This window comes from Aquimarina acroporae, from assembly GCF_023195925.1.
GTDB lineage: Bacteria > Bacteroidota > Bacteroidia > Flavobacteriales > Flavobacteriaceae > Aquimarina > Aquimarina acroporae.
Genome location: NZ_JALPRE010000003.1, coordinates 122,858 through 141,846, shown reverse-complemented (window position 1 = coordinate 141,846; position 18,989 = coordinate 122,858). Strand labels below are relative to the sequence as shown.

Sequence of the window (18,989 nt, the reverse complement as noted above, 5' to 3'; positions counted from 1 at the left end):
AAAACATAACCTAATATGGTAGATATCACCCATAAAAGTTCAACATTAAGAATCGCAACTGCGCAAGCCATCGTAAAAGTGAGCTCGTCTAAAACTATCGAGGCCATTGAAAACGGAACTGTTCCCAAAGGAGATGTGTTTGCAATGAGTAAAGCTGCAGGATTGCTCGGGGTGAAAAAAACACCAGATCTACTTCCTGATTGTCATCCATTACCCATAGAATATACCAGAATTGAGTATACCATTAATGACCTTGAGATCCAAATATTGGTAACCGTGAAAACTATTTATAAAACAGGGGTAGAAGTTGAAGCTATGCATGGAGCCAGTATTGTGGCTTTAAACATGTATGATATGCTAAAACCCATTGACAAAGGTGTTGAAATTCACCATATAAAACTACTTGAAAAGAAGGGTGGTAAATCTGATTATAAAGATAAATTTAGAACCGATCTCAAAGCTTCAGTTATTGTTTGTTCTGATACCATTTCTGAAGGCAAAAAAGAAGATAAAGCAGGAAAAGCTATTATTGCTAAGTTAAAACAATGCGATGTTGAAATTCTAGATTACATTATCATTCCTGATGAAAAAGATACAATTCAGGAAAAAGCAAAACATTATCAGGAACAAGGAGCCGACCTTATTATTTATACCGGAGGAACAGGCTTATCGAAACGTGATGTCACTCCCGAAGCACTTAAACCTTTACTAGATCGAACCATTCCTGGAATGGAAGAAGCCATACGTAAATATGGACAGGATCGTATGCCTTATGCAATGCTTTCAAGAAGTGTAGTAGGAACAATTAAAAACACTTTGGTTCTGGCGTTACCAGGTTCTACCAATGGCGCCAAAGAATCTATGGAAGCTATTTTCCCTGAAGCCTTACATGTTTTTAGAATATTAAAAGGAGCCAGACATGACTAAACCAGGTGAGGATAATAACGTACTTGTAGATACTTTCAAAAGAAAGCATAATTATCTGCGTATTTCTCTTACCGAAAGATGCAATCTTCGTTGTACCTATTGTATGCCTGCAGATGGCATTCAACTGTCGCCAAAAGAACATATTATGACCTATGAAGAAATCTACACTATCGCCAAAGAATTTGTAGATCATGGGGTTACTAAAATAAGGTTGACCGGTGGAGAACCATTGGTTCGTAAAGATGTCTCATTAATTCTAGATAAGTTATCTTCCTTACCTGTTGAACTTACTCTAACCACAAACGGGGTCATTGTCGATAGATTTATAGAACAATTTAAAAAATGTGGTATCACTTCTTTGAATGTAAGCCTTGATTCCTTGGATTCGGCCAAAAACGAAAATATCACGAGAAGATCTTATTTTGAAAAAGTGTATAATAACATTCTCTTATTGGTAAAAGAAGGATTTACTGTAAAAGTAAATTGTGTTTTAATGAAGGGGTTTAATGATAATGAAATTATAGAGTTTATTAACCTGAGCAAAGATCTACCTGTTCACATTAGGTTTATAGAATTTATGCCTTTTGACGGCAATCGATGGAATATGGAAAAGCTAGTATCGCTTCAAGAAATAATGGACAAGGTACATTCGCATTTCAATCAAAATGAAGTTGTTAAGTTACAGGATGCGCCTCACGATACCACCAAGAGTTACAAAATCAAAAACTATAACGGTACTTTTGCTATAATAAGCTCTGTAACCAATCCGTTTTGTGATGGATGTAATAGAATTCGGCTCACTGCAAACGGACAATTAAAAAACTGTTTGTTCTCTTCTTCTGAAACCGATTTGTTAACATCTCTACGACAAGGTAAGCCTATTACTCCAATTATAGCGCAGACCATAAAATCTAAACTCAAAATACGTAGCGGAATGGATACGCTAGAAAAATTCAAAAAAATAGATGGACATAATAATCGAAGTATGATTACCATTGGAGGATAATTACTTATTTAACCATACACACAGAGTTAATATTCCCTTTTCCATCATATTCTTTAACAGGATTATGAGGGTCCAAAATCCAGGTATCATCTACAATATATTTATAGTGGTGTTTCCCTCCTGGTAACATCGTTTTATACACCCAACCTTTTGAGGTTTTAGTCATGAGGTAATCACTCTCTGACCAATCATTGAAAGACCCGGAAAGAATAACTTTTTGAGCATCTAAATAGCCATCAAGTATAAAACTCGCCTGAGCCCTAACATCAACCACAGAGTTATACCCATTAAACTCATTTAATACTTTATTTGGATTTACTGGATCTTCGATCCATTTTCCATCTATTATAAATTTATATTGATATTCTCCCGGCCGTATTCTTAAAGTTAACGACCAACAATCTTCGGTTTTATTCATCTTAAAGATTTGCTCATTCCATTTATTAAAGCTACCACTTAGTACTACCTCTTTTGCTTCTTGATATCCATTAAGGGTAAAAGTTATATTGCCAGATAAATCAGGGTATGCCGAATAGATTTTAAGATTATATGCAGGTAGCGCATGCCCATCTTTGAACGCCCTAACCGCATTACCATAATTTTTAGACGGCTCTGCCCATAGGGCATTATTAATCACAAATTTAAATTCCCAGGAGAACTCATCGGTAAAATCACTTAGCTTTTTCTTCAATTCATATCTATGATCATCAACTTTGGTCATGCGCCACTTTTTTTTGGACCAATTATTGAATTCTCCAGCGACTACCACATTTTTAATAGCTAAGTCATCAAAATCAAAAACTTCGCTATATTGATCTGCAGTGGCTATTTTGTAATCTCTTTTATCAAAAGTAAAAATAAGCTCATCTCCCTCTATTCGGTATCCTTTAATGGTTTCGATCTGACCAAAAGTTGGGATACTCAACAAAGCAAGTGTTAGAAAAATGATATGTATTCTATGTCTTTTCAATTTCTTAGTATAGGGCTATTTACAAAATAAAGCTTTTCTTTTTGATAATTGATAATAGTTCTTTTTTGTTGAAAAAATTCATATCCCAAAACTCCATCTAATTTGGTACCAAAAGCAACATTCATTTTATTCAAATTGGTTAGAATTGTATTCATTGGTCCAAAATAGATCGTTTCGCTTAATCGTACTCTAAACAATTTCCCTGCCACTACTTCTATTTTATGATCGCTAGCTCCAGATAATAACATCCTTTTTTTAGGGTAAAACAATTTCAACGCTTTTCTACCTAACTTCTTATCGATCTGGTTAAATTCTGCTGCGGTATCCAATCCAAATGTCACCTTCTTATCTCCAACAAATCCTTCTAAAACGATCGTATGGTTTTTTAATTTAAAGGATACCGTATCTATGATTTTTTCAGCATACACATTCTTATCATACTTATTACCATAAGCATCGACCTTGCTTAAGGTAATTTGATTAAGGTGCATATCGATAAACACCTCATAATCTTTTAATATGTTATACCCTATTATTCCCAAAAGTCTCATTTTTTTAGTTCGTTCAATATGAGATAGGTTAACGATGTCTGAAGTCTTATTTTTTAAATTGAAGTTTTGTAATATAAATTCTTTTACGTTTTGTTCAAATGTATCATCTACCACCTCAATTACTCCTGTGGTTTGTCTTTTTCTATTACCATGTTCATATTTTAAAGGAAAATGTACCTCATTAAGTATCAAGGTTTCTGATCCGGTATCAATAATAAAATTTCCCTTTTTGTTAAGAAGTTCCGCTTCTACAACTATTAGTCGATCTACTAGTTTAAAAGGAATTCGAGCAGTATATTCATTTAAAATTTCAGCCTCAGAAAATACAATATTTTGATCTGACGAGAAGAAAACCGAACGAGCTCTATGATCTTCAGCAATCAACATAGTAATCGCAGAAAGATATAACCATATACAGAGCAGTACCTTCTTCATATTACATTAGACCCCTAAAGGCTTTCAAGCGTTACACTTTTTAGGTGTTTTACGCCAAAATTTAATATAAGATTAAGAAAGATTGCTTGAGCTTTATTATGACCAAAGTCATTTTAATTCTACTATACGCTATCTAATTTTGACTATATAAAATTAAATAGTCATGAAAAACATTTTGCTACCTACTGACTTTTCAAATAATTCAAAAAATGCAATTCACTATGCCATGCATTTATTTAAAAACGAATTATGTACTTTTTACATTCTTAATGTTCAAAAGGCATCAAGATATACCACAGATGACTTAATGTCTGCACCAGCAAATACTTCTATTCATCAAACTGTAATTGGTGACGTAAAAAAGAAGTTATCAATTTTTGAAGATGAACTAAAAACAACATATGCTAATGAGAATTATACGTTTTTTTCATTGACAGATTATGATGTTTTTGTAGATGCTATACGACAAGCTGTAAAAGCTAACAACATAGATCTCATAGTGATGGGATCTAATGGCGCAACAGGTGCATCAGAAGTGTTATTTGGCAGCAATACACTTAAGGTGATTCGAAAAATACCTTGTCCGGTATTAATTATTCCAGAAGGATATTCATTCACTCAGCCCCAAACAGTCTTATTCGCTATAGATTATGGGGATCATTTTGTCACCAAAGGCATAGAACCTTTGACGGACATCTTAAACAAAAACAAAGCTTCTCTACGAATCTTAAAAATAAAAGAAGACGACACACTTACCATTACAGAATTTGATGAAAAAAAACAGATGAAAGAGTTTTTTAAAGAAAATAATCATACCTTTCATTCTATTATTAATGTGCCTACAGCCTTAGCGATTAATAGTTTTGTACAAATAATGGATGTAGACATGACGGCTATATTTATTAAACAGGAGACATTCATGGATCGTTTTTTTAAGGGTTCAGAAACCTCAAAAATAAGTTATGGCACTAGAGTTCCTCTTTTAATTATGCACATGTAACTAATTTGAAAATGCTTCTAGATCCATGATATCTACACTTCTTATTATTGTATATATTCTTATTGGGATCTTTATTGTAGTACGATTACTGCTTAACGGTATTCGTCCTACTAAAACATTAGCTTGGTTACTTGCTATTTTCACAATTCCGGTTGGCGGTATCTTCCTATATTTAATGCTCGGGAGAAATCGAAGAAAAAACAAACTCTTTCAGTTAAAACATACTCCCAAAGTCACCGCATATATACAACGTGCACTTACCCATTATGCTCCTATCTCGAAACATGAATATTTGGAACACCAAAAGCTCATTTCTTTAATTACCAAAAATTCATATTTCGCACCTAGCTCAGGCAACAAATTGAAATTGTTAAAAAACGGAGAAGCTACATTTACTGCTATTTTTGAAGCTCTAAAAAAAGCAAAACATTTTATTCACTTAGAATATTACATTTTTGAAGAAGGCGAGCTTACACAGGAACTATTCGATTTATTTTATCAAAAGATTCAGGAAGGAGTTAAAATTCGCATTATCTATGATGGAGTTGGTAGTATGTCTTTAAGTAAAAAATACATACAAAAACTTCAGGAAATTGGAGTCGAAACCAATCGATTTCTTCCTATACGTTTTGGCAAATTTATAAGCTCTATCAATTATAGAAATCATCGTAAAATCATTATTATCGATGACCAAATCGCTTTTACAGGGGGTATAAATGTATCTGACAAATATGTAAAAGGAGATCCTAATCTAGGTATGTGGCACGATATGCACTTGCAAATAGAAGGACCCGTTGTACATAGTTTACAAACTATTTTTTCTATGGATTGGTATTTAATCACCGAAAAAGAGGATATTCTTGATACTGCTTATTTCTCTGCCCATCATCAACCAGGAAACTCTACCGTTCAAATTGTTCATAGTGGTCCCGATTCTGATTATTCCTCGGCTCAACAATTATTCTTTTCAATGATTAATGAAGCCAAAGACTATGTATATATTACTAATCCTTACATCATCCCTGGTGAAAGTATATTAGAGTCACTTAAAGTAGCCGCACTTAGCGGAATAGATGTACGATTACTTCTATCAAAAAAGTCTGACAGTAAAATCGTAAAATGGTGTGTGCGGTCATATTTTGAAGGTTTATTGCATGCGGGAGTGAAAATTTATTTGTTTCCTGAAGGTTTTTTACACAGCAAAACCATAGTCGCAGATGATACCGTTTCATCGGTAGGAACCTCTAATCTCGATATCAGAAGTTTTGAGCAAAACTATGAAGTGAATGCGGTAGTTTATGATGACTCGTTTGCTGTAGCTCTGAGAAACGATTTTTTAAATGATTCTCAACAAAGTATTCAATTAAACTATGATACCTTTGTAAAAAGACCCTGGCACCATAAAATTAAAGAGGGAATAGCTAAGGTATTTAGCCCTGTCTTATAAATCATTTGACTATGAAAGAAGCAAAGAACATCGGATTAGTTTTATCGGGAGGCGGCTTTAAAGGAGTTGCTCATATTGGGGTTATTCAAGCATTAGAAGAACTAGGGATTTCTACCGCATATATTTCTGGATCTAGTGCAGGAGCCCTTGTTGGAGCCTTATATGCTGCAGGTCATGAACCTCAAACAATTCTTAACTTCTTTAAAAAAACTTCACTCTTTAATTTTAATAGATTTACCAGAAAAAAAGCAGGTTTTTTAGATTCAGAAAAATTCTATTCCGATCTTCTTACTTTCTTTCCTGATAATAGTTTTGAATCGCTTCAAAAAAAAATGTTCGTTACTACAACAAATCTAATAGAAGGTAAAACCGAAGTATTTAGTACCGGGCAACTTATTAAACCACTATTGGCCTCTGCTGCTTTTCCTGGAGTTTTTTCTCCGGTAACGATACAAAACGAACTCTATGCCGATGGGGGTATTTTAGATAATTTCCCGGTAGGTCCACTGCAAAAAAAATGTGATTTCATTATTGGTGTTGACGTATCCCCCATAAAAAAACCAAAAATTAGCGATTTTAAACACTCTTATAATGTAATGCAACGTGCATACTATCTTAGAGCAATGCCCAATGCCGAAGCAATGTTTACGCTATGCGATATTGTTATTCAACCGAAAAAATTGGTGAATCATGGTATTTTTAGCACAAGTGGGTTAGATAAAGTATTCAACTTAGGATATGAAGAAGCAATAGCACAACTTGAACCACTTTTAAAAAACAACTAATAAATGATAGTAGAACTGGAAAAAAGTTACGGACACTTTTTTGAGAAAGATCTTATTGAAGAAATCAACCAAGTGGCTGTCTTCAAAGAAGTTTCTGAAGGCGAAGAATTAATACGCCCTGGTAGCTATATAAAATCGATGCCACTCATTCTTCAAGGAGCTATCAAAATTCTTAGACAAGACGATGATGGAGACGAACTACTTCTCTATTTTCTGGAACGAGGAGATACTTGTGCTATGACCTTATCATGTTGTTTAGGGCATCATAAAAGTGAAATTAAAGCCATAGCAGAAACAGAAGCAAAACTTGTCATGATTCCGGTTGAAAAAATGGAAGAGTGGACAACAAAATACAAATCCTGGAGAAATTTTGTTTTTGATAGTTATCATAAACGACTAATAGAAGCCATAGAAACTATAGATAGCATTGCTTTCCTAAAAATGGATGATCGCTTACTCAAATATCTTCGAGACAAACACAAAGTAACCAGTGATCATATTATACATAATACACATCAACAAATAGCTTATGATCTTCATACCTCCAGAGTGGTAATATCGAGATTACTTAAAAAACTTGAAACCGAAGGAAAAGTGAAACTTAATAGAAACAGTATCGAAGTTATACATATTTGACCTTCTGTAACAATTGTTACTGCACTGTCTTCCTCACAAAATTATTTTTGACCAAAAAAATAATTGATGGAAATAATAGAGGTGTTAGGATTTGCCAGTGCATTGGTAATAGGTGTCGTTTTAGGCTTGATTGGAGGAGGTGGTTCTATACTTACCGTTCCCATATTTGTCTATCTCATGAATATTAATCCGGTGACCGCTACTGCTTATTCTCTTTTTGTTGTAGGTATTTCTGCTTTGGTGGGCACCATAGTAAACCTAAAAAAAAGGCTGGTACATATTCGTACTGCTATAGTATTTTCTGTTCCAGCTTTTATTGCAGTATACCTAACCCGAAAATATCTGGTACCTGCAATTCCGGGATATATTTTTAGTCTTGAAGAGTTTATACTTACCAAAGAAATGGCTATCATGATTTTTTTTGCAGCAATCATGATTCTAGCTTCTATATCAATGATAAGAAATACCAGAAAAGAAGAGCTACCAAAAGAGAAAATACAGTACAACTATGTACTCATTTTAATAGAAGGAATTATAGTTGGTGTTGTAACCGGAATCGTTGGTGCCGGAGGAGGCTTCTTAATTATCCCAGCATTGGTCTTATTGGCAAAACTTCCTATGAAACAAGCTGTAGCTACATCACTGCTGATCATCGCATCAAAATCCTTAATTGGGTTTGTGGGTGATGTACAAAATATAGCTATAGAATGGAGTTTTTTATTCTTATTTACAACGATATCTATTGCTGGAATCTTTTTAGGAATGTACCTATCCAATTTCATTCAAGGTAAAAAGCTCGAAAAAGGATTTGGATGGTTCGTTTTACTAATGGGAATTTATATCATCTTCAAAGAAGTAAGTTATCAAGTTTTGTAACAATAGTTACTGAATTCAAATAATAATTGGCTTATTTTTGACAAATAATTAATGAATAAACTATATTTCGACCCCGAGATAGAAAATTTTCAAAAAAGAAGTAGTACCAAATGAAGATAGAACAAATATATACAGGATGTTTAGCACAAGGTGCTTATTATATAGAAAGTAATGGTGAGGTTGCAATTATAGACCCTCTTCGTGAAGTGAAACCTTATATAGAAAAAGCTGAGGAAGATAACGCCAAAATCAAATATATTTTTGAAACGCACTTTCATGCAGATTTTGTGAGTGGACACATTACTTTGGCCAAAGAAACTGGAGCAGATATCATCTATGGCCCATTGGCAAATCCTTCTTTTAAGGCCATTATTGCCAAAGACGGTCAAGAATTTAAATTGGGAGATATTACTATTATCGCATTACACACTCCTGGGCACACTATGGAAAGTACCACATATCTATTAAAGGATAAAACGGGAAAAGACCATGCAATTTTTAGCGGAGACACTTTATTCCTTGGAGATGTAGGTAGACCAGATTTAGCTCAAAAAGCGGCTCATATGACTCAGGAAGAACTGGCAGGAACCCTTTTTGAGAGCTTGAGAAATAAAATTATGCCTTTGGCTGATGATGTTATCGTATACCCTGCGCATGGAGCTGGTTCTGCTTGCGGGAAAAATATGATGAAAGAGACAGTAGATACCTTAGGTAATCAGAAAAAAATGAATTATGCGCTAAGAGCAGATATGACCAAGGAAGAATTTGTAAAAGAAGTAACCGACGGGCTACTCCCTCCTCCTATGTATTTTCCTCTTAATGTAAAAATGAATAAAGAAGGATATAGCGATATTGATGAAGTCATTGAACGAGGTGCAAGACCTTTAAATCCAGACAATTTTGAAGCTCTAGCCAATGATACTGGTGCTGTGGTTCTTGATGTGAGACACCAAAATGAATATGTAAAAGGGCATATTCCCAGATCTATTTTTATAGGGATCGATGGTGGATTTGCTCCCTGGGTAGGTGCCTTAATCGCCGATGTAAAGCAACCTATTTTACTTGTCGCTCCAGAAGGTCGGGTAGAAGAAACAATCACACGTTTATCTCGTGTTGGTTTCGATAATACCTTGGGGTATTTAGAGGGTGGATTTGAAAATTGGAAAAACGAAGGCAAAGAATTTGACACGATAACTTCTATACCTGCTTTAGAGTTTAAAAACATTGTAGAGACCAATGAAGTTCCTATTTTTGATGTTCGTAAAGAAGGTGAATTTACTGCAGAACATTTAGATAAAGCTCATAACACTCCGTTAGATTATTTAAATGACTACCTGGGGAAATTCCCCGAAGACAAAACTTTTTATGTACACTGTGCAGGTGGATATCGTTCTGTAATTGCAGCTTCTATTTTAAAAAGTAGAGGAATTCATAACCTTATCGATATTGCAGGTGGCTTTAAAGATATAAAAGGAGTAGGCATGGAAACTACGGACTATATATGCCCAACTACACTAAAATAAATTTAGCACTGTGTAACATAAGTTACTGATTCAAAATGTAGCTTTTAATTTCTTTGCCCAAAAGATTAAAAGCATGAATTGGATATATGATTCATGGCCCTGGTATATATCAGGGCCACTTATTTCTCTGGTTATGTTCCTCTTATTAATGATGGGAAAACGATTTGGGATGTCTTCTAACCTTAGAACTATGTGCACCCTTTGTGGTGCTGGTAAAACATCAGATTTTTTCAAATTTGATTGGAAAGCACAACGTTGGAACTTAATCGTTGTTCTAGGAGTAATTATTGGAGGTGCGATAGCAAACAATTACTTATCATTAAATACAGTTATACCTTTAGAAACCAAAGTGGCTTCAGACCTTAAAAGCCTAGGCTTTCAAAGTGCCGGTGAAGCTTATATGCCAGACTTATTATTTTCTGAAGATGCTCTTAAAGATCCTAAAATACTTATACTACTTATTCTTGGAGGCCTGCTAGTAGGTTTTGGAGCAAGATATGCCGGTGGATGCACGTCTGGACATGCAATATCTGGGCTGAGTAATTTACAAATCCCATCGTTACTAGCCGTTATTGGTTTTTTTATCGGAGGGTTAGTTATGGTACATTTTATTTTTCCTTTAATCTTTTAATACTATGAAGTCTATTATTTATTTAATTATTGGGGTGTTTTTCGGAATCGTATTATTTAAGTCTGAAGCTGCATCATGGTTTAGAATTTACGAGATGTTTCAATTTGGTTCTTTTCATATGTATGGTATTATTGGAACCGCAGTAATAACCGGCACTCTTTTGATTCAAATGATAAAGAGAAATCGCTTAAAAACCTTCTACGGAGAACATATCTATATTACCCCAAAAGAAAAGAAACTTACAAGGTATCTTTTAGGAGGGATTATTTTTGGTTTAGGCTGGGCCTTGGCAGGAGCTTGCCCAGGACCTATGTTTGTTCTTTTGGGAGCTGGCTATCTTCCTATGTTTATTGTGATAATCTCAGCTATCTTAGGTACATTTTTATATGGTCTGTTAAAGGACAAATTACCTCACTAATTCTTTGGTTAGTTCATTTGAAGGAGTTTTGCCTTGTTCCCAGCAGTTAATATTGTAAAACGTAGTTTCAGCGATATTGGTTAGTGCTTCTTTGGTTGCAAAAGCCTGATGAGGAGTAATAAGAGTATTTGGTAGCTTCAACAATACCTGTAAGTATTCATCTTCGGGTTTATTTTTAGAATGATCATAAAAAAACAGACCGTTTTCAAACTCATATACATCGGCTCCATATGCCATGATCATTTTTGTTTGCAAAGCTTGAATTAGATCCTTGGTATGCACAATAGCACCTCTAGCCACATTGATCAATATTGTGTTGTTTTTCATTTGTGCTATAGCTTCCATATCAATCAAATGATGAGTTTGACTATTTAAAGGAGCGCTTAAAAATATGACATCTGATTCTTGATACACCTCTCTTAAACTCATATATTCGACACCATATTTCTCTATCATGGTTACCTCTTCATAAGGATCATGTGCAACCAGATTACAACCAAAACCTTTCATAATCTGGACAATTACTTTTCCTATGCTTCCCATACCTATAACCCCGATTGTTTTTTGGTAAAGATCAAAACCCACCAATTCACTTAGTGAAAAGTTATATTCATGTACCTGTTTATGAGATAACATTAATTTGCGGTTCAACGCCAATAATAGTGCAATTGCGTGTTCTGCAATAGCATTAGGCGAATACCCCGCAGCATTGGCTACTTTTACCCCTAACTTTTTTGCTTTTGCAAGATTGATATTATCATATCCGGTAGAACGAAGCGCTATATGTTTTACTCCAAAATCTTTTAATTTTTCTAAAACTGAAGAAGACGCATCATCAGCAGAAAAAATAGAGATTACATCAAAACCCAAAGCCATAACCGCAGTTTTATCGGTAAGACGCTCTGGCACATATTTGATTTGGTGTATTTCGTTATTTGCTATTTCCAGAAATGGAACCTCAAAATCCTTAGCACTATATATCAATACCTTCATCTATAAATTCTTCTATAATTAATAATTCTTGTCCTTTCAATGCCCAAATCACAACTTTCACATAATCACTTACCGCTTTTCTTGTGTTTTCGGGCTCTGTAACATCTATAGATCCTTTCCATATTAATTCTTTGTCCTTATCTGGGCATATACAATACAAGGAAGACTCTGCATGAAAAACCTGGTATTCTTCATAATATTCTTGGTCATGAAATATATCCTGGTTTTCATAGTAATCATCCCTAAAACTTTTAAAGGTTCTATCTAAATTTCTATAGGCTTTCACAACGGTAACTTTATCTTCTACTCCTACAACTTTAGAAAGTAAAATTGCATCAAAACCATTATCTATCAGGTTAGATTCTAATGCCATAATCTCGTCTTCAGTTTTTGGCGATGTTGTAAAGGCTTTCTCAAAAAAGTCCATACTCTTAACGGCATTCACCCCGTTTTTTCCTAATTCAGAAACTAACTTTCTTTCAAAAAATCGTCGATCGTCATCATTAGAGGTGATCCCGATCACTAATACTTTTTGTGCTTCAAAAGTTATTATATCAGGATTTTTCCAGTTTTCAACCAATTCACTGGTAGAGCAACTGCTCAAAACTACTATTGTAATTATCCAGACTAAAGTTTTAATAGTTTTCATTTTATTTTGATTTTAGTATTTGGTCTAATCTATTGACCACAATTTCTGTATATTCTGGAGTCTTTTCGATAATCGACTCTCCAGAAATAACATCGACATTTTTAATAGTTATATGACTACTACCTACGGTAGAAAGAATGATTAATTTATCTGTATCATTAGGGTGATTCTTTATAAATCGCTTTACATTTTTAGGAGGACTACCATATTCCCAGGAATTTATGATCACTAGAGCGTCCCACTTATCGATGTTTGTAGCGAACAAGGTATATACATCTATTACTTTAAAGTAAATTGTATCTTTTTCATAATGACTTAGTATATTTTTCACCAAAGAATCTTTAAATCTACTTCCTTGTGAAGCAATTAATACTTTGGTATTATTGTGTGAACTATTTACTTCAAAAGGAATTACGGTATCCATCGAGTAGGTATATTCATACCAAATCCAAAACCCGGAAAACAATACTAAAATTAATACTACAACTACTTTTAAAGTGCGTTTCATTAAGGTCATCAATTCAAAAAACGTTTTTGTTTATTTTGTTTTATTAGGGGTTTAATAAGATCAAAAACTTTTCTTTTCACTTCCTTATAATTATCAAAATAAACATTAATCTCAATCGCCAATATTCTATGGTTTTCTTTATACCTTTTTTCTCGTTCAAGTTGATCAAGTCCGTCTATTAAAATCATAAGATCATTATGATGAGCTTTGATTTTTTCCATGAGTGGTTTATGTATATTTTCAATTCTATCTAAGTTTTTTACTAGTTCTTTACTTTTCCCAAACTTTTCTTCTGACAACAGGTCTAAAGTGTATTTTTTTACTAATTCGTCTAAAAAAGTACATTCTATTTTTATAAATTCCAGCTCAGATATCCATTGTAGACAAACTTCATGTAATTCTTCTGGGCTAAACCACTCTATATACTTTACATTAAGTTGTACTGGTTTCATTTGATTTCGTTTTAATTGGAAAAGGCAGAGAATAAACCCCATTTTATCTGCTCTGCCTTATAGGTTTAAGCTATATCAATTATTCTTTTAGGCGGTTCTTTTGCTTCTTCTTTCTTAACAAGATTCAGCTTTAAAATGCCGTCTTCATACATAGCTTTTACCTTTTCTTCCTGATTAACACTAGAAGGTAATTGCAGCTTTCTGTCAAATGAACTGTAATTAAACTCTCTTCGAGTATAGTTTTCGTTCTTATCTTCTACTTCTTTTTTTTGCTTTGCACAAATATGAAGCATATCATCTTCTAAGGTTACTTCGATATCCTTTTTAGAAAAACCGGGAACAGCAATTTCAATTTCAAAATCACCTTTGTTTTCTTTAACATTCATTGCCGGAAGATTTCTTTCTCTTGTGAAGAAGTCATCTGCAAAAAAGTCGTCGGTATCTAACCAAGTAGCAACCTTGTCGTTAATCCATGGAAATCGGTTTTTATTAAATTTAATTAATGACATAATGTTAAGGTTTTTAATGAGTTATTATTCAATCTATGTTAAAAGTACTTTCCTAAATTCTTTAAAAAAATGACAATTGTCACGTTGCATTTTTTATTAGTTTTTTCTGTGTTTTAATATGCCTCCGGCATATGCAAATATTTCTGCTTTTAATATTCTGAAATGTTTGTAGAATTTTTCAAAAGTGACACACATTAATTCATGTTCTTGGTAGTAAGAATGATCTTCAGAAATGGTATTACATTCCAATATCCCTCCTAACTCACTTTCATGTTTTCTAATGCTATTGTTAAGTTTTTCTACTTCCTCCTCAACCTTTATCAGGCGTTCTTTAAATTCTTGTAATTTTTCAAAAAGATTGGGAGTATTAGGCTCAAAAACGTACGAATTCAATAACTGATTCATGAAATGAATTTCTCCTTCTATGAACTGAAGGCCTGATTTCCATTCTAAAGTCGTAAAATGTATGTTCTTTAGTTCTTTTTCGGTGCTAGGTATTGTTGTCATAATCGGATAGTTTTTAGATGTATTCGAATTTACCTAACCTTGTTGACGAAAAAAATGACAAATATCAGATTTACTGATAGTTACATTTTAAAAATGGTATTTATTTATATAAAAAAACAGGCAACCCATTAAAATCTAGGTTACCTGTAGTATTTAATCTTTTAAGTATAATAAATTTCGTTACACGATCTGTTCTTTGGTATTTTTAAAATGATCACGTATCAATGCTCTGGTTTGATTCTCGGTCATACTATCGGCTTTAAAAACACCTTCTACGTTTTGTGCAATACTCTTATAATTCAGCTCTAATTCTTTCTTGAACTTCTCTCCAGCCTCTGCTGGTCCAAAAATTGCGATATTATTTGCATCATTAAGAAATGGAACAATTTCTGAGAAATATGCTTTGAACTGGCGTTTTTCCCGTTCAAGATATTTACTATCATGTACCACATCTTGAGGTCCTCCTTTTAATCGAGTTCCAGAACCTCCATGTATACGAAAATTCTCTATATTCGATGTAATTGTAGTCATTTCTTCTCCATTTTCATTTACGGTAATGACATACGCTTTCTCTTTATCCATCCAGATACCTATATTTTTCATAATCTTTAATTTATTTGAAAATCATGTAATGCTAATACTGGAACTTTAGAATGATATCCTAAGTTCTTAACCATTGGTTTAGAGAACATGCTGCCGAAGAAACTATGTTTTCTATTCACAAATGTGATCATATCACTTTCTCTACTTTCTACAAATGCACTCAAGCCGCTTCTTACATCCACATTATGAAGTGTATGAAAACTATACTCTAAATTCTCGAAGTTTTCTTCCAGAAGTTGTTTGTTTCCTTGCTGTTCCTCTGTAAGCTCATCAGACTCTGAAATATGTAAAATGCGTATGGCTGCATTGTTAATCTTTGCTATCTCTATTAGATATTGAAGTTCTCTACGTTTAAAACTAGTTTTGAAATCTGTTGGAAAAACAATCTCTTTCGGTTCTTGGAAACTTGCTTCATTTGGAATTGCCAATACAGGACAATTTCTCACTTTTTCCATAATCAAAACCGTATTACTACCATAAACTATTGTAGCAGCATCTGTGTCTCCCTTTGTTCCCATTACCACAAGTTCTATGTCCTTCTTATCGATTAAGTCTTTAATTCCGTCAAGAAGACTGTTAAACTGAGAAACTATAAAAAACTTATGATCTGGGTTATCATCCCTAAATGTTAATCGCTCTAGTGTTTTTGCCAATCCAATTTCAGATTTTTCCTTTGCTTCTTCATATAAACGCTCTCCTGGTTCTGGAACCATCATACTTTCCAACGCATAACCCGTTGTGCTAAACGTATTTAAAACATAAAAATCACATGCTTCATTCTTATATAACTCAATAGCATATACTATTGCATTCCAAGCGTTTTTTGAAAAATCTGTTGGTAATAATATCTTTTTTTTCATTACTCTGGTTTTTTAGATTTATAATATAAATGTATAAGTAACGTATACAGAAAACTATGATAATTATCAGCTCGAGGTAGGAATTACCAAAAAAGGAATATCTGCTGCAAATCCTATTTTTTTAACTATAGGTTCATGAGTAATGCTCTCTATAATACTGTGCCTATAACGTAGCATTACTAGTATATCTATTCCCATTTGATCAATAAAAGTTTGAATAGTTTCTGATTTTTGACCAGAACTTGGCACCCAATGTATACTGAACTCTGTTTCTTTGAAGTATTCTCTGAGTTTTGTAATATTATAATCCTGCTCTTTGGTTAACTTTTCTTCTTCATTGACGTGCAGGATATGAATCGAACCTCCAAACAACTCGGTCATTTTTATAAGAGGCTCTAGCTCTTCTCTACTATACAATCGACTAAAATCTGTAGCGAAAGCAATACTTTTAGGAACTCTAAAATCATATTCATTAGGTATAGTGAGTATCGGACAGTTTTTTATTTTCTGAATAACTTTCACCGTGTTACTTCCCATAAAAACTTCTTTTAACCCACTAGCTCCTTTAGTACCCATTACTACCAAGTCTATCTTCTTACTCCGTATGGTTTTATTGATGGTTTCTGCAAGATCTTTAGATACCGAAATGGTCTCGAAGCTATGCTCATAATCTTCTGTATCTCTCACGATTTTATGTGATATTTCGATAAGATTATCTTCAGACTCTGCACTTAATTGCTTATACAAAAGATCCCCTTTACTTGTATCTAGCCTACTCGTTAGTCCAGGAGTATTTACATCAAAAGTGTTTAATATAAAAAACTCGCAAGGTTCTTTTTGAAATAGCCGAGTTGCATAAAAAAGTGCACTATATGCATTATTTGAAAAATCTGTAGGAACAAGTATTCGTTTCATGATCGTCGTTTTATAAATTACTTGATATAAAACTATTCCGTAAACGTGAGGAATACTATGACAATTCTCAGTTATCTGCAGGAATTATTAAAAAAGGAATAGTAGTATGAAAAGATATTTTTTTAATAACTGGCTCTCTCATTAAACGTTCTATAAAACTATGTTCATATTTAACCATTACTAGTATATCTATTTCAAATTCCTCGCAAAACGCCTGTATCGCTTTTTCTATGGTAGAAAAATCAGGAATGACATGAAAATCATATTTTATGTTCTTAAAATACTGTTCTAACGAATTCGAATTATAACGCTGCACATGCGATAGTTTTGGGTCATCATAAACATGAATCATTCTTACTCTGGCATCATAATATTCTGCTAAATTTATGATAGGACGAACTTCTGATTTATAGTACATTCTCTCAAAATCGGTTGCAAATGCTAGTTCACTAATGTCTTTAAAAAAGGATTCTTCGGGTATAACTAAAACAGGGCAATGGTCCACCCCTTTTATCAAATTTTGGGCATTACTACCTAAAAATAGTTCCTTGGCACCTGTTGCGCCTTTTGTTCCTATTACAATCATATCAAAAACAGATGTTGTAACTAGGTTTTGGACAACCTCAACAAACGAACCTTGCTTTGAAAATGTTTTAAAAACATGAGCAGAATTTGTTCGACAATTATTGATGTCGTCTATTATCATTTTCAAACCTTCTTGTGACTCTTCCTTTACTGAATCATAAAAATACCCTACTCTCTGCGAGCTCAACGTACTCGCCAATTGCACTGATTTTAATTCGTAGGTATTTAATAAGGTAAACTCACAAGGAATATTTGCATAAAGTGCCATGGCGTATACGATTGCATTCCATGAATTATCAGAAAAATCGGTAGGAATAAGAACACGTTTCATATCAATATATATTAAGGTTAAGATTGTATTCTTTCCTCTGAAGGAATAACCAAAAAAGGAACATTAGTATGATATGCTATTTGATTAATGACTGGAGTGAACAATAAATTCTCAAAAAAAGAATGCTTATTGTGAACCATTACCAGCAAGTTTATTTTGTAAGTATCCTGAAAATCTTCTACAGCCTCCAACACATCAACCCCAACAGCAAGATGAAATATATGCGCATGTTCTTTGAAATATTCATCTAAGAACGTCTTGATTTTTTCTTGAGCTTCGTTCAAAGGCTCTCCATAGTATGCATTTAATATATTCAATCTACTTATATGTTTATTACAGACCTCTTTAAGAAATTGTAAATAAGGGTTATTCACACTTAGTTTGTAATCGGTAGGAAACAAAATATCTTTTGGCGTTTCATATACAAACCCTTCAGGAACAGCCAGAACAGGACATTTTACTTTCTTAATGGTGTACATAGTATGTGTGCCAATAAATACTTCTTTGGCTCCGGTAGCCCCCTGAGTTCCCATAACAATGAGATCGATATTGTGTTTATTGACTACTTCTTTGATTTCCCCGATAAGCGTATTAAAAGCAGATAACCTCACAAATTTATGATTAGGGTTGTTAAATTCTTTCTTCACTTTCTCTTCAATTCTTTCAACCTCTCTTTTCGAATTTACCATAGCAACATCTTCTAAACCAAAAATCGTTGGACTTTCTATTAGATAACCAGCATGATAAGAAACCGGAGTAAATGTATTTAAAATGTAAAAAGTTACTTTTTCATCTTTAAAAAACTGCATAGCATATTGTATAGCGTTATATGCATTGTCTGAAAAATCGGTTGGTAATAAAACTCGTTTCAT

Annotated in this window: 23 protein-coding genes; 10 read left to right on the top strand and 13 right to left on the bottom strand. The window is 33.5% G+C overall.

Going from position 1 to position 18,989, the window contains the following annotated elements; genetic code table 11:
• The first annotated feature begins 15 nt into the window (after positions 1 to 15).
• Both moaCB and moaA read left to right on the top strand, forming a co-directional pair.
• Complete coding sequence (moaCB, locus tag M0D21_RS05295; RefSeq protein ID WP_248327408.1) at positions 16 to 927, top strand: bifunctional molybdenum cofactor biosynthesis protein MoaC/MoaB; 912 nt, start codon at positions 16 to 18, stop codon at positions 925 to 927.
• Positions 920 to 1,933, top strand: a complete 1,014-nt coding sequence (gene moaA, locus M0D21_RS05290) for a GTP 3',8-cyclase MoaA (protein WP_248327407.1) — start codon at positions 920 to 922, stop codon at positions 1,931 to 1,933. The genes moaCB and moaA overlap by 8 nt, the downstream gene beginning before the upstream one ends.
• A gap of 4 nt (positions 1,934 to 1,937) precedes the next feature.
• On the opposite strand, the gene M0D21_RS05285 is transcribed toward moaA, so the two are convergent.
• Both M0D21_RS05285 and M0D21_RS05280 read right to left on the bottom strand, forming a co-directional pair.
• The gene (locus M0D21_RS05285; RefSeq protein ID WP_248327406.1) at positions 1,938 to 2,858 is read right to left on the bottom strand and encodes a hypothetical protein; all 921 of its coding nucleotides are present in this window, start codon (positions 2,856 to 2,858) and stop codon (positions 1,938 to 1,940) included.
• Between the two features lie 41 nt (positions 2,859 to 2,899).
• Entirely contained in the window at positions 2,900 to 3,889 is a 990-nt protein-coding gene (locus M0D21_RS05280; RefSeq protein WP_248327405.1) for a retropepsin-like domain-containing protein, read from the bottom strand.
• A gap of 163 nt (positions 3,890 to 4,052) precedes the next feature.
• Between M0D21_RS05280 and M0D21_RS05275 the strand changes: the two genes are divergently transcribed.
• The 8 genes from M0D21_RS05275 to M0D21_RS05240 all read left to right on the top strand — a co-directional run bounded on the left by M0D21_RS05275 (position 4,053) and on the right by M0D21_RS05240 (position 11,205).
• Positions 4,053 to 4,889: a universal stress protein gene (locus M0D21_RS05275; RefSeq protein WP_248327404.1), complete on the top strand. Its 837-nt coding sequence runs from the start codon at positions 4,053 to 4,055 to the stop codon at positions 4,887 to 4,889.
• A gap of 25 nt (positions 4,890 to 4,914) precedes the next feature.
• Positions 4,915 to 6,336, top strand: coding sequence for a cardiolipin synthase (gene cls, locus M0D21_RS05270; RefSeq protein ID WP_248327403.1), 1,422 nt, complete (start codon positions 4,915 to 4,917; stop codon positions 6,334 to 6,336).
• A gap of 11 nt (positions 6,337 to 6,347) precedes the next feature.
• Positions 6,348 to 7,121 carry a patatin-like phospholipase family protein gene (locus M0D21_RS05265; RefSeq protein WP_248327402.1) on the top strand — a complete coding sequence of 258 codons (774 nt, stop codon included), beginning with the start codon at positions 6,348 to 6,350 and terminating at the stop codon, positions 7,119 to 7,121.
• A 3-nt stretch (positions 7,122 to 7,124) separates the two neighbouring features.
• Positions 7,125 to 7,757, top strand: coding sequence for a Crp/Fnr family transcriptional regulator (locus M0D21_RS05260; protein ID WP_248327401.1), 633 nt, complete (start codon positions 7,125 to 7,127; stop codon positions 7,755 to 7,757).
• 66 nt (positions 7,758 to 7,823) lie between these two features.
• Positions 7,824 to 8,633 (top strand): sulfite exporter TauE/SafE family protein, encoded by an 810-nt coding sequence (locus M0D21_RS05255; RefSeq protein ID WP_248327400.1) that lies wholly within the window; start codon positions 7,824 to 7,826, stop codon positions 8,631 to 8,633.
• 110 nt (positions 8,634 to 8,743) lie between these two features.
• Positions 8,744 to 10,156, top strand: a complete 1,413-nt coding sequence (locus M0D21_RS05250; protein WP_248327399.1) for an MBL fold metallo-hydrolase — start codon at positions 8,744 to 8,746, stop codon at positions 10,154 to 10,156.
• A gap of 73 nt (positions 10,157 to 10,229) precedes the next feature.
• A complete protein-coding gene (locus M0D21_RS05245) occupies positions 10,230 to 10,787 on the top strand; it encodes a YeeE/YedE family protein (RefSeq protein ID WP_248327398.1) in 558 nt (185 codons plus the stop codon).
• Between the two features lie 4 nt (positions 10,788 to 10,791).
• The gene (locus M0D21_RS05240) at positions 10,792 to 11,205 is read left to right on the top strand and encodes a DUF6691 family protein (protein ID WP_248327397.1); all 414 of its coding nucleotides are present in this window, start codon (positions 10,792 to 10,794) and stop codon (positions 11,203 to 11,205) included.
• On the opposite strand, the gene M0D21_RS05235 is transcribed toward M0D21_RS05240, so the two are convergent.
• The 11 genes from M0D21_RS05235 to M0D21_RS05185 all read right to left on the bottom strand — a co-directional run bounded on the left by M0D21_RS05235 (position 11,194) and on the right by M0D21_RS05185 (position 18,989).
• On the bottom strand, positions 11,194 to 12,198 hold the full coding sequence (locus M0D21_RS05235; protein WP_248327396.1) for a 2-hydroxyacid dehydrogenase: 1,005 nt from the start codon (positions 12,196 to 12,198) through the stop codon (positions 11,194 to 11,196). The genes M0D21_RS05240 and M0D21_RS05235 overlap by 12 nt on opposite strands.
• Entirely contained in the window at positions 12,179 to 12,847 is a 669-nt protein-coding gene (locus tag M0D21_RS05230; RefSeq protein WP_248327395.1) for a hypothetical protein, read from the bottom strand. The genes M0D21_RS05235 and M0D21_RS05230 overlap by 20 nt, the downstream gene beginning before the upstream one ends.
• A 1-nt stretch (position 12,848) precedes the next feature.
• A complete protein-coding gene (locus M0D21_RS05225; RefSeq protein WP_248327394.1) occupies positions 12,849 to 13,355 on the bottom strand; it encodes a hypothetical protein in 507 nt (168 codons plus the stop codon).
• Between the two features lie 8 nt (positions 13,356 to 13,363).
• Positions 13,364 to 13,807, bottom strand: coding sequence for a hypothetical protein (locus tag M0D21_RS05220; RefSeq protein WP_248327393.1), 444 nt, complete (start codon positions 13,805 to 13,807; stop codon positions 13,364 to 13,366).
• A gap of 65 nt (positions 13,808 to 13,872) precedes the next feature.
• Positions 13,873 to 14,316, bottom strand: a complete 444-nt coding sequence (locus tag M0D21_RS05215) for an Hsp20/alpha crystallin family protein (protein WP_248327392.1) — start codon at positions 14,314 to 14,316, stop codon at positions 13,873 to 13,875.
• Positions 14,317 to 14,412: 96 nt separating this feature from the next.
• Positions 14,413 to 14,823 (bottom strand): hypothetical protein, encoded by a 411-nt coding sequence (locus tag M0D21_RS05210; protein ID WP_248327391.1) that lies wholly within the window; start codon positions 14,821 to 14,823, stop codon positions 14,413 to 14,415.
• A gap of 180 nt (positions 14,824 to 15,003) precedes the next feature.
• Positions 15,004 to 15,426 carry a hypothetical protein gene (locus M0D21_RS05205; protein WP_248327390.1) on the bottom strand — a complete coding sequence of 141 codons (423 nt, stop codon included), beginning with the start codon at positions 15,424 to 15,426 and terminating at the stop codon, positions 15,004 to 15,006.
• A 5-nt stretch (positions 15,427 to 15,431) separates the two neighbouring features.
• Positions 15,432 to 16,286, bottom strand: a complete 855-nt coding sequence (locus M0D21_RS05200) for a universal stress protein (RefSeq protein ID WP_248327389.1) — start codon at positions 16,284 to 16,286, stop codon at positions 15,432 to 15,434.
• 66 nt (positions 16,287 to 16,352) lie between these two features.
• The gene (locus tag M0D21_RS05195) at positions 16,353 to 17,201 is read right to left on the bottom strand and encodes a universal stress protein (protein WP_248327388.1); all 849 of its coding nucleotides are present in this window, start codon (positions 17,199 to 17,201) and stop codon (positions 16,353 to 16,355) included.
• Between the two features lie 67 nt (positions 17,202 to 17,268).
• The gene (locus M0D21_RS05190; RefSeq protein WP_248327387.1) at positions 17,269 to 18,117 is read right to left on the bottom strand and encodes a universal stress protein; all 849 of its coding nucleotides are present in this window, start codon (positions 18,115 to 18,117) and stop codon (positions 17,269 to 17,271) included.
• A gap of 17 nt (positions 18,118 to 18,134) precedes the next feature.
• Positions 18,135 to 18,989 (bottom strand): universal stress protein, encoded by an 855-nt coding sequence (locus M0D21_RS05185; protein ID WP_248327386.1) that lies wholly within the window; start codon positions 18,987 to 18,989, stop codon positions 18,135 to 18,137.

Coding starts and splice junctions, on each gene's coding strand:
- M0D21_RS05280 (WP_248327405.1), bottom strand. CDS start 3,889: ATGAAGAAGGTACTGCTCTGTATATGGTTATATCTTTCTGCGATTACT.
- moaA (WP_248327407.1), top strand. CDS start 920: ATGACTAAACCAGGTGAGGATAATAACGTACTTGTAGATACTTTCAAA.
- moaCB (WP_248327408.1), top strand. CDS start 16: ATGGTAGATATCACCCATAAAAGTTCAACATTAAGAATCGCAACTGCG.
- M0D21_RS05195 (WP_248327388.1), bottom strand. CDS start 17,201: ATGAAACGAATACTTGTTCCTACAGATTTTTCAAATAATGCATATAGT.
- M0D21_RS05245 (WP_248327398.1), top strand. CDS start 10,230: ATGAATTGGATATATGATTCATGGCCCTGGTATATATCAGGGCCACTT.
- M0D21_RS05215 (WP_248327392.1), bottom strand. CDS start 14,316: ATGTCATTAATTAAATTTAATAAAAACCGATTTCCATGGATTAACGAC.
- M0D21_RS05225 (WP_248327394.1), bottom strand. CDS start 13,355: ATGAAACGCACTTTAAAAGTAGTTGTAGTATTAATTTTAGTATTGTTT.
- M0D21_RS05235 (WP_248327396.1), bottom strand. CDS start 12,198: ATGAAGGTATTGATATATAGTGCTAAGGATTTTGAGGTTCCATTTCTG.
- M0D21_RS05255 (WP_248327400.1), top strand. CDS start 7,824: ATGGAAATAATAGAGGTGTTAGGATTTGCCAGTGCATTGGTAATAGGT.
- M0D21_RS05205 (WP_248327390.1), bottom strand. CDS start 15,426: ATGAAAAATATAGGTATCTGGATGGATAAAGAGAAAGCGTATGTCATT.
- M0D21_RS05220 (WP_248327393.1), bottom strand. CDS start 13,807: ATGAAACCAGTACAACTTAATGTAAAGTATATAGAGTGGTTTAGCCCA.
- M0D21_RS05210 (WP_248327391.1), bottom strand. CDS start 14,823: ATGACAACAATACCTAGCACCGAAAAAGAACTAAAGAACATACATTTT.
- M0D21_RS05190 (WP_248327387.1), bottom strand. CDS start 18,117: ATGAAACGTGTTCTTATTCCTACCGATTTTTCTGATAATTCATGGAAT.
- M0D21_RS05230 (WP_248327395.1), bottom strand. CDS start 12,847: ATGAAAACTATTAAAACTTTAGTCTGGATAATTACAATAGTAGTTTTG.
- M0D21_RS05240 (WP_248327397.1), top strand. CDS start 10,792: ATGAAGTCTATTATTTATTTAATTATTGGGGTGTTTTTCGGAATCGTA.
- M0D21_RS05200 (WP_248327389.1), bottom strand. CDS start 16,286: ATGAAAAAAAAGATATTATTACCAACAGATTTTTCAAAAAACGCTTGG.
- M0D21_RS05185 (WP_248327386.1), bottom strand. CDS start 18,989: ATGAAACGAGTTTTATTACCAACCGATTTTTCAGACAATGCATATAAC.
- M0D21_RS05265 (WP_248327402.1), top strand. CDS start 6,348: ATGAAAGAAGCAAAGAACATCGGATTAGTTTTATCGGGAGGCGGCTTT.
- M0D21_RS05275 (WP_248327404.1), top strand. CDS start 4,053: ATGAAAAACATTTTGCTACCTACTGACTTTTCAAATAATTCAAAAAAT.
- M0D21_RS05260 (WP_248327401.1), top strand. CDS start 7,125: ATGATAGTAGAACTGGAAAAAAGTTACGGACACTTTTTTGAGAAAGAT.
- M0D21_RS05250 (WP_248327399.1), top strand. CDS start 8,744: ATGAAGATAGAACAAATATATACAGGATGTTTAGCACAAGGTGCTTAT.
- cls (WP_248327403.1), top strand. CDS start 4,915: ATGATATCTACACTTCTTATTATTGTATATATTCTTATTGGGATCTTT.